Origin of the sequence: uncultured Desulfovibrio sp. (genome assembly GCF_902477725.1) — a bacterium.
GTDB lineage: Bacteria > Desulfobacterota > Desulfovibrionia > Desulfovibrionales > Desulfovibrionaceae > Desulfovibrio.
Genome location: NZ_CABSIF010000002.1, coordinates 143026 through 156246 on the forward strand (window position 1 = coordinate 143026; position 13221 = coordinate 156246).

11 protein-coding genes and 1 tRNA gene are annotated in these 13221 nt (G+C 57.1%); 5 read left to right on the plus strand and 7 right to left on the minus strand.

The window, feature by feature from the left end; genetic code table 11:
* The first annotated feature begins 14 nt into the window (after nt 1-14).
* Nucleotides 15-737, plus strand: a complete 723-nt coding sequence (locus RDK48_RS02105; RefSeq protein ID WP_298994329.1) for a zinc-ribbon and DUF3426 domain-containing protein — start codon at nt 15-17, stop codon at nt 735-737.
* Nucleotides 738-1074: 337 nt separating this feature from the next.
* Nucleotides 1075-2442 carry an amino acid permease gene (locus tag RDK48_RS02110; RefSeq protein WP_298994326.1) on the plus strand — a complete coding sequence of 456 codons (1368 nt, stop codon included), beginning with the start codon at nt 1075-1077 and terminating at the stop codon, nt 2440-2442.
* Nucleotides 2443-2996: 554 nt separating this feature from the next.
* Here the strand turns inward: RDK48_RS02110 and RDK48_RS02115 are convergent.
* A tRNA-Lys gene (locus tag RDK48_RS02115) sits at nt 2997-3072 on the minus strand.
* A gap of 83 nt (nt 3073-3155) precedes the next feature.
* Between RDK48_RS02115 and RDK48_RS02120 the strand changes: the two genes are divergently transcribed.
* Complete coding sequence (locus RDK48_RS02120) at nt 3156-5078, plus strand: cytochrome c biogenesis protein CcdA (protein ID WP_298994323.1); 1923 nt, start codon at nt 3156-3158, stop codon at nt 5076-5078.
* 169 nt (nt 5079-5247) lie between these two features.
* Nucleotides 5248-5724, plus strand: coding sequence for a chemotaxis protein CheW (locus tag RDK48_RS02125; RefSeq protein ID WP_022659383.1), 477 nt, complete (start codon nt 5248-5250; stop codon nt 5722-5724).
* A gap of 444 nt (nt 5725-6168) precedes the next feature.
* Here RDK48_RS02125 and RDK48_RS02130 read toward each other — a convergent pair whose 3' ends face one another.
* The 4 genes from RDK48_RS02130 to RDK48_RS02145 form a co-directional block, all read right to left on the minus strand.
* Complete coding sequence (locus RDK48_RS02130; RefSeq protein WP_298994318.1) at nt 6169-6399, minus strand: hypothetical protein; 231 nt, start codon at nt 6397-6399, stop codon at nt 6169-6171.
* A 9-nt stretch (nt 6400-6408) separates the two neighbouring features.
* Nucleotides 6409-7029, minus strand: a complete 621-nt coding sequence (locus tag RDK48_RS02135) for a GDSL-type esterase/lipase family protein (protein WP_298994315.1) — start codon at nt 7027-7029, stop codon at nt 6409-6411.
* Between the two features lie 4 nt (nt 7030-7033).
* The gene (locus tag RDK48_RS02140; RefSeq protein ID WP_298994313.1) at nt 7034-9709 is read right to left on the minus strand and encodes a TIGR03960 family B12-binding radical SAM protein; all 2676 of its coding nucleotides are present in this window, start codon (nt 9707-9709) and stop codon (nt 7034-7036) included.
* 164 nt (nt 9710-9873) lie between these two features.
* Nucleotides 9874-10215 carry a hypothetical protein gene (locus tag RDK48_RS02145; protein ID WP_298994310.1) on the minus strand — a complete coding sequence of 114 codons (342 nt, stop codon included), beginning with the start codon at nt 10213-10215 and terminating at the stop codon, nt 9874-9876.
* A 101-nt stretch (nt 10216-10316) separates the two neighbouring features.
* Here RDK48_RS02145 and rnc point away from each other — a divergent pair, with 101 nt between their 5' ends.
* A complete protein-coding gene (gene rnc, locus RDK48_RS02150) occupies nt 10317-11060 on the plus strand; it encodes a ribonuclease III (protein ID WP_298994307.1) in 744 nt (247 codons plus the stop codon).
* A gap of 116 nt (nt 11061-11176) precedes the next feature.
* On the opposite strand, the gene RDK48_RS02155 is transcribed toward rnc, so the two are convergent.
* Nucleotides 11177-12085, minus strand: coding sequence for a flagellin (locus RDK48_RS02155; RefSeq protein WP_298994304.1), 909 nt, complete (start codon nt 12083-12085; stop codon nt 11177-11179).
* A 398-nt stretch (nt 12086-12483) separates the two neighbouring features.
* Complete coding sequence (locus RDK48_RS02160) at nt 12484-13212, minus strand: amino acid ABC transporter ATP-binding protein (RefSeq protein ID WP_027180933.1); 729 nt, start codon at nt 13210-13212, stop codon at nt 12484-12486.
* Between the last annotated feature and the right edge of the window lie 9 nt (nt 13213-13221).

Below are 13221 nucleotides of genomic sequence, written 5' to 3' on the forward strand. Positions count from 1 at the left end.
TTTGGAGTAATGGCATGGAAATAAAGTGTCCCAATTGCAGTAGCCGCTTCAGTTTGCCGGATCAGCTTGCCAAGCCGGGCGTCAAGCTGCGTTGCTCGGTCTGCAAGACGGTTTTCACCTACGAGCCGGAAGTTCCCTTGGCCGAACAGGGGCCGCTGCCGGAAATGCCCATCAAAAAGAAGCTGCCACTGGTCAAACTGGCGCTGATTTTTGTGCTGGTGCTGGCCTGTGCAGGCGGCGGCTGGTATTATTATTCGCTCAAGAATGCTGCCAAGCAGCCCAATGAGCAGGAAATTGCCAAGCAGGTTGAACTGCTGACCATGCGCAACGTGCGGCAGTATTATGTTGATAATGAAAAGGTGGGCAAGGTTTTTGTGGTAGAGGGCAGGGTGGTTAACGAGTTTCCGCAGCCAAAGGAACTCATTACCATTGAAGCCGCCATCTACGATAAAGACAAGAAACCCCTGGCTGTCAAAAAACAGCTCGGTGGCGTGCAGCTTTCACTTTTTCAGCTCCAGGTGCTGAGTGAGAAAGAAATGGAATCCTTCCTCAACAACAAGGTTGAGATTCTCACCAACAATACCAATGTACCGCGCGGCGGCGAAGTGCCGTTTATGGTGCTGTTTTACGCGCCGCCCGATGGCGTGGCCGAGTTTGGCGTGAGGATCATTGACGCCAGGGATGTATCTGAGCAGGGCGGCTCCGGTACGGGCGCCACTGCCGAACAGCCCAAATAGTTGGTCTGACGCAAAACGCCGCTTGTTTTCGAGCGGCGTTTTGTTATTGTGCCAGGCGCAGGGCCGCATACGCGGTTTGCCCACCGCAGTGCCTATGGCAGCGGCGGGCTGTATTGCGGCCTGTGGAATGTTGGGTCAGCCGTCTGCTGCTGGCCGGGCAAAAGGCGAATGTGCGCGAAAGGCCGGTTTTGTTGTGGAAGCCGCCTTTCGTTTTTGACGACAAGAGGATTGGCCGGCCGCATACCGGATTTTGTGCAACTGGGCGACTCTGGCGGGGAGTGGCCGCATAGCCAAATAGCTGCAAATGAAAAACGAAACACCAGAATTGAAAAGAGCCTTGAAAAACAGGCATGTACAGCTCATTGCCCTGGGCGGAGCCATTGGCACGGGCTTGTTCCTTGGTTCGGCCGGCACCATCCAGATGGCTGGCCCAGCTGTTCTGATCAGCTACTCGCTTGGCGGCTTCATTGCCTTCATGATCATGCGCCAGCTTGGCGAAATGATGGCGCAAGAACCCGTTGCCGGATCTTTCAGCAACCTTGCCCATAAGTACTGGGGTGATTTTCCCGGTCTGCTCTCTGGCTGGAACTACTGGATTCTGTATGTTCTGGTGGGCATGTCCGAGCTGTCGGCTGTTGCCGTATACGTGCAATACTGGTTTCCCAGCATCCAGCCATGGCAGACCACGGCCTTTTTCTTCCTGCTGATCACTGGCGTAAACCTTTGCCATGTGAGCCTTTTTGGCGAAATGGAATTCTGGTTTGCCTCCATCAAGATTGTGGCCATTGTGTCCATGATTCTGCTGGGGTCTTTTTTGTTGTTCAGCGGTCACGCTGGCCCTGACGCGGCGGTGAGCAACCTGTGGACCCACGGCGGCTTTTTGCCGCATGGCTGGGAAGGCGTGTTTACCGCACTGGCGGTTGTGGCCTTTTCGTTCGGCGGGCTGGAACTTGTGGGCATTGCCGCTGCGGAAACCGACAACCCGCGTGTGACCATCCCCAAGGCTGTGAACCAGATCATCTACCGCATTCTTATTTTTTACATCGGCGCGCTGCTTGTGCTGCTGACCCTGCACCCCTGGAGCCAGCTTGGCGCACCCGTGGACAAAAGCCACTGGGCCCAGGCTATGGTAGCCAGCCCCTTTGTGCAGATTTTTGACCTCATCGGTATTCCTTTTGCTGCGCATGTGCTGAACTTTGTGGTGCTCACGGCGGCCCTTTCCGTCTACAATGGCTGCGTTTACTGCAACAGCCGCATGCTGTTTGGTCTGGCGCTGCAGGGCAACGCCCCCAAGGCCTTCGGTACGGTCAGCGCTCGCGGCGTGCCTGTGTATGCCCTGCTGATTTCGTCTCTTGCCACGCTGATCTGCGTCATCATCAACTACGCCATGCCCGGCAAGGCCCTTGGCCTGCTCATGTCGCTTGTTGTGGCCGCTCTGGTCATCAACTGGGCCATGATCAGCCTGACGCACCTCAAGTTCCGCGCTGCCATGGTTCGGGCTGGCGAAGTTATTTATTTCAAGTCCCTTTGGCATCCTTTCACCAACTACCTGTGCCTGCTGGTCATGGCCATGGTGCTCACAGTGCTTGTGATCATTGGTGAAAGCCTTGCGGTAATGCTTGCCCCCATCTGGATTGCCTTTGTGTGGCTGGGCTACAAGCTGAAAAAGCAGAGCAAACATCTGCCGCCCAGCATGAGTAAATAACGCTGTAGCCGCCCTTTCTGGCTGTAAAGGCCCGCTTGGCGTACGCGTTCCTCCGGGGACGGCATGACCAAGCGGGCCTTGTTTTTTGTGGTGCGATACTTTGTTTGGGGCAGGGGATTCCTGCCGCTGCCAGCCGAGCAAATTGGACAGCGCGCAGCAAGGTATTGAAATTTTTTTTGGCACAAGCAGAAAGATGAAAGAGCGGCTAGTCGCGTGGTGCGGCAAAAAATCCGTAGCTGTGACGTAGCGTCTGTGCCAGCCTGTCTGGTTTCACGCCCGGTGTGCGGTTGGAATATTTATGTCTGCAAGACTGTTAGGAAAATTCGATAGCTGAATGGGCAGAATCAGTCTGTGATGGGCTGGCAAAGGGCTGGAGTGGGTAAATGCGAACAGAAAAGCGTAAGCTGCGGTTTTCACAAGTGGCGTGGCCGGAAAGCGTTTGTCTAGACTTGCCTTCGAGGAGCGGCTATTGTCTTGCAACAGGTGAACGCCATGAAAAAACATAAAGCAACAACAAAAAAAGGTTCGCGGTTGAACCGCGAACCTGAATTTTCTGGTGGGCCATCAGGGACTCGAACCCCGAACCAACTGATTAAGAGTCAGCTGCTCTACCAATTGAGCTAATGACCCGCATTGCGTGAAAAGGTGTTTACGCTTATGCGGCCCTGCCTGTCAAGCAATTTGAAAAAAATCAGCTAAAAAGAGATAATGCATTGAAATATGACAAACTGGCCGTAGCTTCCACCATGCCGCTTGCCCCGGCCTGGCGAGCGCTGTGCGCAGGCCTCGTAGTGCTGTGCGCCGCTGTTTTTATGAGTTTTGGGGCGCGGGCCGAGGATCTGCAACCAAGGCTTGAAACTGCCCGCGACGGGCAAAACCTGATTGCTGCGCTGCATATTGTTATCCCTGCGGAATTTCACGCCTACGGGCACGAACCGGGCGAGGCGGGCAGACCCACCACTGTGGCTTTTTCTGTAGCAGGGGGCCGGGCCTTGCCCGTGTATTACCCCGATGGAGCAGTTCAGCGGGATTATTACGATCCAGCGGCCACTGTGAACGTGTACGAAGGCAACGTGACATTTTACATCCCCTTGCCGTCCGATGCCGCAGGAAAGCCCTTTGTGGCTGATTTGAGCATGCTGTTATGCTCCAGCCGCAAGTGCATGCCCGTCAATGAACAAGTGACGGGCATGGTTGCGCGCGAATCAGCGCCCCTCAGCGGCATGCCCTGGCGCATACAGTGGCAGGAATTGCAGCATCGCGCGCCTGCGGCGCCGCCAGCAACCCCGGCGGAGGAGGACGGCAACGATGATGCGGCGGGCGATACGTGGGCCAGAGAGCCAGCGCAGGCCACCAACGGAGCATTGGCTGATGAAAGCATTGAAAAGCTGCCGCCGCCGGATGGTTTTGACGTGCGTCTTTCTCCGCGTTTTCTTGATGATTCCATGGAAATTTCCGGCCTGGGCAAGGCCCTGCTGTTTGGCATACTCGCGGGCCTGCTGCTCAACGCCATGCCCTGCGTGCTGCCAGTGCTTACCTTCAAGGTCAGCGGACTGCTCATGGTTGGCGGGCGTGATGCCGCAGGGCTCAAGCGTTTTCGGCAGCACAACCTCTGCTTTGCAGCTGGGGTCATGACGCTGTTCAGCGCGCTGGCCCTTGTGCTGGGGCTTGCAGACCTCATGTGGGGGCAGCTTTATCAAAATCAGGCTGTGCTCATGGTCATGCTGCTGGTGGTCTTTCTGATGGGGCTGTCCACCCTTGGCGTGTTCAGCCTGCCGGTTATTGACCTCAAGACCGGGGCCAACAGCAAAAATCCCTGCTTGCAGGCATATTTTACAGGCCTTGTTTCGACATTTCTGGCTACGCCTTGCAGCGGCCCACTGCTGGGCGGCGTACTGGGCTGGGCTTTTACCCAGCCGCTCATCATTGTTGTTGTGGTCTTTTGGGCTGTGGGGCTGGGCATGGCCCTGCCGTACATCCTGTTTTGCCTCTGGCCCGATCTGGCGCGAATTTTGCCAAAACCCGGGGCATGGATGCACGTATTTGAGCGCATAGTGGGCTTTATGCTCATGGGCACAGCCCTTTACCTGCTTTCTGTGCTGCCTGTTGAGCGGCACATGCAGGTGCTCACCGTGTTGCTGGTGCTTTCGCTCTGTGCCTGGCTGTGGGGGCAGTATTGCGGCATAACCGCGCCGCCCCTGAGACGCAAGATCATGGGCGTGCTGGGCGTGGGGCTGCTGGTGGCGTCTGTTTTCTGGGTGCTGCGCCCTGTTGCGCCCCTGCCGCACTGGCGGCAATTCACGCCGGAGGCTTTTGAGGCCAACCTTGGCAAAAAGCCCATGCTGCTTGAATTTACCGCCAACTGGTGCCCCAACTGCAAATTTATGGAAGCCACAGTGCTGACGGACGAGCGCATGCGCAAGCTTCAGGCCCGGTACGGCATGGAACTCGTACGCGTGGATCTGACCAACGCCAATGCCTATGCGGTGCGCCTGCTGGACGCTCTGGGCAGCAAAAGTATTCCGCTCACAGCCATTTTCCCCGCCGGGGACGAGGCCGGGCAGCCGCTTGTGTTGCGCGATGTGTATAGCGCCCGGACACTTGAGCAGGCCCTGAACGAAACTTATGAAAAATAATGGCCTTTTTCGTAGATTGCCCTATGGTTCTTTACTGCCCTGCCGATATTGTCTAATGTGTGACCATACAGCAGTGCTTGAAATGGAAAAGAGGTTTACGGCCCAAGGGTTGTCCCTCATGTAATTTTTCTGCACACGACTGCGGCCTACTTGCGACAAGGGAGCAGACATGGATCTGAGTCAAAAAAAACAGGAAGACGAACTTCTGCAACTGGTGACGTTCAGCATCGGTGAAGAAGAGTTCGGGGTGAACATCCTGAAAGTTCAGGAGATCATCCGCACCATGGAAATCACCAAGGTGCCCCGCGCTCCGGAATTTGTGGAAGGCGTCATCAATCTGCGCGGCAAGGTGATCCCCATCATTGACCTGCGTCGGCGTTTTGGTCTTGCACCCAAGGGGCATGACAAAAACACGCGGATTATCGTCATTGAAATCAACAACATCATCGTGGGCTTTGTTGTCGATGCCGTCTCCGAGGTATTGCGCATACCCGCGAGCACGGTGGAACCGCCGCCACCGGTTGTTGCCGGGGTGGACTCGGACTACATCAGCGGCGTGGGCAAGTTGCAGGATCGCCTGCTTATCATGCTTGACCTTGATAAGCTGCTTTCTGGCGACGACCTGGAGATGTTGACGTCCGTGTAGCCCGTAGCCCAGCATCCGGTGTTGCCGTTGCCAGCAGATTTGAAAGAAGACGGTATGCTGGCATCGGATTTCTCTGGTTGCGCCCGCCGCGCGGGGTATGACCGCCTTGCAGCCGCTCGCTTGCGGTGTGCTGGCAGCATGCCGGAGTTCACACCACGCATGCCGAAAGGGTATTTAAGACAGGCCGGGCTATGCCCGGCCTGTCTTAACTGTTGACCACTGCCAAGCACTCATTTGATCTCGTAGTGAACTGGGAAAAGAGGGGAGATGATGGGTCGCACCAGCGCCTGCCGCTGAAAGTGCGCAAGCCTTTTGTCTTGCGATGGTCTGACTGGTGGGGCGTTTTGCCGCCGCAGGGATCCTGCGCTGCAAGGCAAAAGCTGCAATGAGAAAAACGGCCCCGGCATTTGTGTGCAGGTGCCGTATCAATAGAAAAAAAGAGAATTATTTGCCCAGTGGCTGCTGCCGTACCCGGCGGCTCGACCGCAGAAACAGCTCTTCCACAATGACTTTTTCATAATCAGGGGCCAAGGCAAGATCTGTGTGCAGGGCATTGGACAACATGCTTTCAAGTTGCTGGGTTTCTTCCCAGATTTCGAGCAGTTCGTCATCCGCCATTGTTTTGACACGTTCTGCAAAAGGCTGTTCATCAATAAAGGGAATACATGAACCCATTGTGTTCTCCTACTGCGCGGCGCGCATGAATTCACTTACGCATTGCTGCGCCAGCAGCGTTTGCGCCATCTGGGAGCAACCCTGTGATCCGGGGTGCAGCCCATCGCTCAGATCGTCCATATAGACGGAATTAGTTATCAAAAGCTCATGCACCTGCGCAAACGGAATGCCGCGCTGGTTGCACAGCCTTTGCTGCAGCTTGCACAGCTGCGCGATGCGGGCGTTCGCTTCCGCAGCCGCAACGGGTGGCGGGCTGATCACCAGTGTGGGGGCGGTTGCTGCCGCTTCTTCCAGCACGGGGTGCAGCAGCGCTGCCGTCAATGCCGGGTCTGCTGGCTGACCGCCGCCTGGGGCAGCCATATCCACCACGCCCACACAAAAAACAAGGTGCGGCTTCATGCCGGGTATCAGCCTGTTTTCCAGCTCCTGCCGCCAGCGGGCGGCAATGTCAGCCGTGCCGTGCCGCCTCGCGCCAAGATTATAAAAGGTGGAGCGTGGTATGGGGCAAAGGCCTGTTTTGTGCGCAAGCACCGCCAGCCTGCTTACCCACCCGCCCGGCATGAGGCAATCGTTAACGCCTTGCGTCAGCGAATCGCCAAAAAAGAACCAGGCAGGTGTCGTATGCGGCATATGGTTACTCTGGATAGGATTGACCGTCCGCAAATATCTGCGCTGTTTTAAGCAAGCCTATGCGCTGGCGCAGAGTTTCGGGTGTTCCCAGGGTGTCTAGCACTGCCATGCAGAAAACCATAGGTGACAAATAACCGTTACTCCAGTCTGCCACAAATGTCACGGCCTCCACCTGGCCCGTTGCATTGGTCTCTGTGGACCAGTCGCGCAACATCAGTCGGATATCTGCTGTGCGCGGGCCCTTCTTGGTATCACGCGTGAACATGCGCTCGGGCAGCTCTGCAAATTCGGCAAAACAGCGAGCCGCAGCCGCGGTTTCTTCCTGAGTGGGCATGCGCAGGGTAAAGGCCTCGGCAACGGCCTGTTCTGTGCGGCGGCTTTTCTCCACAGGCTCCACCCGCAGTACGGTCATGCCGGGGGGCAGCAGGGGGGCCAGGCGCGCGGCTACTTCTTCCGGCGGCAAATTTTTGTGCAGGGTAAGGGCAAACCACTCCGCCTGGCTTTCCACGCCCACAGGCAGCGCACGGCCAAAGGAGAGCAGCGGCATGGGGTGAAAACCCTGCGAAAATGCCAGGGGCATGGCAGCCCTGCGCAGAGCGCGGTCAAGCACGGCCTGCAATTCAAGCTGGCTCAAATATGCGCTGCCCCCAGCCTTGCTGTGCCACAGGCGGTACTGGGCCGCCTTGACGGTCAGCTCCGCCGTGATCTTGGGCGGGCGGCTGGTTTGCGGGCGGCATACAAGGCGGCCTTCCTCGTCCAGAGTGGGCGCGTGGGCCATCTGGTCGCGCTGCGGCAAAATAAGCCTGTTGCGGTGCAGGGGCTGGTCGGGTTCGTCCGAGTCTGCCGGGGCGGATGCGTGTTGCATGCGCGAAGGGCCAGCCTTGGTGTCGCAGGCGCCGCACTGGCGGCAAGCGCCGTAGCGGCAATCATCGGTAATTTTTTCCGTCAGGGCGCGTTCGCGTTCACGCAGCAGAAATTCCTCGGAGATGCCAGCTTCAAGGTGGCTCCAGGGCAGGGCCGCGCCGGGTTCGCGCGGGCCGGTGCATTCCTGCGCGCTGATGCCGCACTCTTCAAGGGCTTCAAGCCAGGGCGGCAAAGAAAAATGTTCCATCCAGCTCGTAAACACCGCACCCTTGCGATAGGCCTTTTCCACCACATCGGCCATGCGGCGGTCTGCGCGCGACAAGACACCCTCAAGGTGGCTCATGGCGGGTTCGTGCCAACGCAGCTTGAGGAATTTTTGTCCCTTGAACTGCGTCCGCACCAGATTGACGCGGCGCTGGATTTCATCCTGCCCGATCTGCGGCACCCACTGGAAGGGCGTGAAGGGCTTGGGAACAAAGGGCGAAAGAGCGGCTGTCACCTGTAAGCGGGGGTTGCCGCGACCTGCGGCATCGCGCACCTTACGGCAGATATCCGCAATGGCCGACAGGTCTTCATCCGTTTCTGTAGGCAGGCCGATCATGAAATAGAGCTTTACAAGCCGCCAGCCGTGTTCGACCAGCTTCTGCGCGTGCAGCAGCAGGCCTTCTTCGGTAACGCCTTTGTTGATGACATCGCGCAGACGCTGGCTGCCAGCCTCGGGGGCGAGAGTCACGCCCGTGCGGCGCAGATCGGCCATGCGCTCAATGATTTCGTCATCAATGGAGCCAACGCGCAGCGAGGGCAGGGAGAGGCTGATCTGTTCGCGGGCGCAGCGGTCAAGCACGCCGAAGCTCAGGGTTTTCAAGGCGGAAAAGTCGCCCGTGCTCAGAGAAAGGAAGGAAATTTCGTCAAAGCCCGTTTCGTTCAGGCATTTGGTCAGGAGTTCATTGATATTGTCGAGCGAGCGTTCGCGCACAGGGCGGTAAACCATGCCCGCATGGCAAAAACGGCAGCCGCGTGTGCAGCCGCGCGCGATTTCGAGCGAGAGGCGATTGTGCACCGCGCCCACAGGCACAACCTGCCGCGTGGGGTAGGCCGCATTGTTGAGATCGGCCACAATGCGCCGGGTGGGGCGCTGGTAGTCGTCACGCAGGGGCTTGAGCGGGAACACGGGAGCGCCTGCGGCGTCAAATTCCTGCTGAAAAAGGGACGGCACGTATACGCCGGGAATGGTGCGCGATTGCAGCAGCATTTCATCGCGCGTCCAGCCCAGATCCAGAGCTTTTTCGAGCATGCGCAGCACGTCCGGGAGGCTTTCCTCGCCATCGCCGAGCACCATAATGTCCACAAAGGGGGTCAGCGGTTCCGCGCTCAGCAGCGCGCCGCCGCCAGCAATAACCAGGGGGCATTGGGTGAGGCTTTGCGGCCTGTCTGCCGTGCGCAGCGGAATGCCCGCCAGATCGAGCATGTAGAGCACATTTGTGTAGCAGAGCTCGTGCGTGATGGAAAAGCTCAGGCAGTGCATGCTGCCCAGGGGCGTATCTGATTCCAGCGTGGCCAGAGGCGTGTTGTGTGCGCGCAGGATATCTGCGGCTTCCTTTTCAGGAGCCATGACGCGTTCTGCCCACCAGCGCGGTTCGCTGTTGACGATATTGTAAAGAATTTTTTGCCCAAGGTAGGACATGCCCACATCATAGGTATCGGGAAAGGCCAAGGCCACGCGCAGGCGTACGTCTTCGGGGTTCTTACGGCAGGCGTTGTCCTCAATGCCCGCATAGCGGCTGGGTTTGGGCAATAGGGGCAGCAGTGGGCGCATGTCTATCCTTGTGTGGGTTGGAGAAAAAGGCGAAGGGTGCAAAAAGGGCGGCGTTTTGCGCCGCCCCAAGAGTGATGGCAAACCCCGTTTCTCGGGTATTGCGCCGTCAAAGTCGGCAAAGCCGCCGGGCGCAAAGGGGTTTGCTGCAAGAGTTTTACTTGTAATTACTTGATAAGGCCGCTGCCGGAACCGCCAAAGGGTTCGGAGCTGAACTGCATCTTGCCGAGGCCGCCGGCCACGGTCAGATTGGTGCAGGCTTCGATGTACTTGTCCTGCAGTTCCTTGGGGGTGTTGGCATAGCGGTAGAGGAAATTTTTTCCCTCAATGCTGCCCGTAAAATCAGGTTCAAAGGGATAGCCGTAGGGCAACAGCATCATCTGCACACCCTGCTGGGTGGGGACAGTCTGAAGGGTGGCCACCTCGTTAAGGCAGTCCTTGTCGGCGTCATACTTGCCGATGACCAGTTCGCCCGTCACCAGCTTCATCAAACGGATATCATAAGCCATGCTCAACTCCTCGGTAGTCGTTGGTTTTACCTAGGCATTGGCGCAACGCATGTCAAGGTATTTTATGTTGCCAACAGTTTTGAAATGACTACAGTACGGGCATGCAGAATTTTGACGCACCCATCAATACAGACCCCGCAGCAGCGGCCAAAGTGCTGGAACCCGTGCTCGGGTATGTCTTTACAAAGCCCGCGCTGCTGGATCTTGCCCTGACGCACAGCTCGTGGGCCAATGAATGCGGCACAGGGCAAAACCATAATGAACGTCTTGAATTTTTAGGCGATGCCGTGCTTGAACTGTGTGTCTCTGCCCAGTTATTCAGGCGGTTTCCCGATGCGCGCGAAGGCGAGCTGACCAAGATGCGGGCGCATCTGGTGAGCACCGTAAGCCTTGCGGAGCGGGCACGGAAGATTGGGCTTGTTGCCTTGCTGAAACTGGGACGGGGAGAAGAAAGCCAGGGAGGGCGCAATCGTGATGGCGTGTTGAGCGATGCGCTGGAGGCCGTGCTTGCTGCCGTGTATGAGGACGGCGGTTTTGCTGCCGCCCAGGGCGTGGTAGCGCGGCTTTTTGCCGACCGCTGGCCCACGGCTGCAAGCAAGACCATGCCCAAGGACTATAAGACCCGGCTTCAGGAAGCTTCGCAACAGCGCTTTGGCGAAGCGCCGCTCTACACCCGCATGGGCAGCCAAGGGCCGGAGCATGCCAAAATTTTTGAGATAGCCTTGCGGCTGCCAGATGGAACCGAATTTGCCGCCACTGGCAGCAGCTGCAAAAAGGCGGAACAAAATGCCGCCCAGCAGGCGCTTGACGTTCTTGAATCTACTGCAATACCAAAAAAGAACTGACAAATCCCCCAATATGCCGCTGCAAAGCATGCGTGCATAATCGGGATTGTCCCGGCCCGGGGGCACAGCCCCCGGGCCTCCCATCTTTGGTCCACCACAGCCTAGTTTATGATGGCCTAACCGCCGATAAGCTTCATGGCCATCTGCGGCAAGGAGTTGGCCTGCGACAACATGGCCACCGCAGACTGGGTGAGAATCTGGTTGCGGACAAAGGACGTCATTTCTGTTGCCACGTCCACGTCGGAAATACGGGATTCAGCAGCCTGGAGATTTTCAGCCTGAGTATTCAGGTTGGTAATCGTATTTTCCAGACGGTTCTGCACCGCGCCAAGGTGCGCGCGGATTTTATCCTTGGACACAATGGCCTTCGTGATGGCCTCAAGCGACTGCTGCGCGGCCTGCTGCGTGGAAACCGTGCCGCCCGCGCGCAATGTGTTGGTGGCGGTATCATAGGCCTGATTGCCAACACCAAGGGCAGATGCAGTGGTGCTACCGATGGTGATATAGTAATAGTCTTCGGCAGAATCGTTGCCGGTGCCAAAGTGAACCTTCAGCTTGCCGGAAGCCGTCATGCCGCTGCCATCGTGCGTGTCAGAGGACAATGTGCCGTTCAACAGGTGGATACCGTTGAAATCGGTGGCGTTGGCGATACGGGTAATTTCCGAAGCCATTGCCTGGTACTCGGACTCGATCATCAGGCGCTGCGTGGAATCATAGGTACCGGTGGCCGCCTGTTCCGCCAGTTCCTTCATGCGCGTGAGCTTTTCATCGATGATGCCAAGCGCGCCGTCAGCGGTCTGGATCATGGAAATAGCGTCGTTCGCGTTACGCGCGCCCTGATGCAGGGTGGTTATGTCGGCGCGTTGCAGTTCTCGAATTGCCAGACCTGCGGCATCATCAGCGGCGCTGTTGACGCGAAGACCAGACGACAAGCGCTGCATGGATTTTCCCAGTGCCGAGTAATGCGCATTTAAATTTCTGGCCGTGTTGTCGGCCATCATATTATGGTTAATGACCAAAGACATGGGACACCTCCTGGTGGTTACTAAGCTGTACTCGCCAAGATGCAATCCATGTGCCAACAAAAAAAATTGTTATAATTTAGATAGTTATAAAATTTAAATTGTAACGGGAAAAAATTTCCCTCCCCGGAGAGGAATTTTTGACAGTATATCAAGGCATTCGCGCAAACCACTTTGCCTGCCTGCTTCGGCCATGGAGGCTGGTCTGCCGAAGACTTTTCTCATGCCCCGATGCGCAGGCAGCCATTGAGCGCAGGCATTGCGCACAGGCATACGCCTGAGGAAAAGGTATTCGTTAAGGTCGTGGGCCGTGCGCACCATACAGAAAACCCCGGCCTGTTCCCCCCATGTATCGGGGAGCAGGCCGGGGTTACGCTGTTGTCAGCGCCCTGAGGCGGCGATTAGTGCGGAATGATGTTGGCCAAAAAGTCCTTGGCGCGCTGGGTTGCCGGATTGTCGAAGAACTTGTCCTTGGGGGAGTCTTCAAGAATCTGGCCGTTTTCCATAAAGAGAACCCGGTTGGCGACCTTGCGGGCAAAGCCCATTTCGTGGGTAACGACCATCATGGTCATGCCTTCGTAGGCCAGTTCAACCATGACATCCAGCACTTCGTTAATCATTTCCGGGTCAAGTGCGGAGGTCGGCTCGTCAAAAAGCATGGCCACGGGATCCATGCACAGGGCACGGGCAATGGCAACGCGTTGCTGCTGCCCGCCCGAAAGCTGTGAGGGATACTTTTCCGTCTGCTGTTCAAGGCCGACCCGCTTGAGCAGCATGTGGGCCTTTTCCATAGATTCTTCGCGGTTGCGCTTGAGCACTTTTTCCTGAGCCAGAACAAGGTTATGGATGATGTTCAGGTGCGGAAAAAGCTCAAAATGCTGAAAAACCATGCCAACGTGGCTGCGGAGCTGGGCCAGGTTGGTCTTTTTGCTGGTCACTTCTGTGTTGTTCACAAAAATTTTGCCAGACTGCACGGGTTCAAGGCCGTTCACGGTTTTGATCAGCGTGGATTTTCCCGAACCGGAAGGCCCGCATACCACAACAACCTCGCCTTTGTGTATGCGCGTGCTACAGTGGCTCAGCACATTGAAGTCACCGTACCACTTGGATACGTTTTCCAGAATGATCATGGCTTCATC

Coding starts and splice junctions, on each gene's coding strand:
- RDK48_RS02130 (WP_298994318.1), bottom strand. CDS start 6,399: ATGGGTTCATGTATTCCCTTTATTGATGAACAGCCTTTTGCAGAACGT.
- RDK48_RS02155 (WP_298994304.1), bottom strand. CDS start 12,085: ATGTCTTTGGTCATTAACCATAATATGATGGCCGACAACACGGCCAGA.
- RDK48_RS02125 (WP_022659383.1), top strand. CDS start 5,248: ATGGATCTGAGTCAAAAAAAACAGGAAGACGAACTTCTGCAACTGGTG.
- RDK48_RS02105 (WP_298994329.1), top strand. CDS start 15: ATGGAAATAAAGTGTCCCAATTGCAGTAGCCGCTTCAGTTTGCCGGAT.
- RDK48_RS02160 (WP_027180933.1), bottom strand. CDS start 13,212: ATGATCATTCTGGAAAACGTATCCAAGTGGTACGGTGACTTCAATGTG.
- RDK48_RS02135 (WP_298994315.1), bottom strand. CDS start 7,029: ATGCCGCATACGACACCTGCCTGGTTCTTTTTTGGCGATTCGCTGACG.
- RDK48_RS02145 (WP_298994310.1), bottom strand. CDS start 10,215: ATGGCTTATGATATCCGTTTGATGAAGCTGGTGACGGGCGAACTGGTC.
- RDK48_RS02140 (WP_298994313.1), bottom strand. CDS start 9,709: ATGCGCCCACTGCTGCCCCTATTGCCCAAACCCAGCCGCTATGCGGGC.
- rnc (WP_298994307.1), top strand. CDS start 10,317: ATGCAGAATTTTGACGCACCCATCAATACAGACCCCGCAGCAGCGGCC.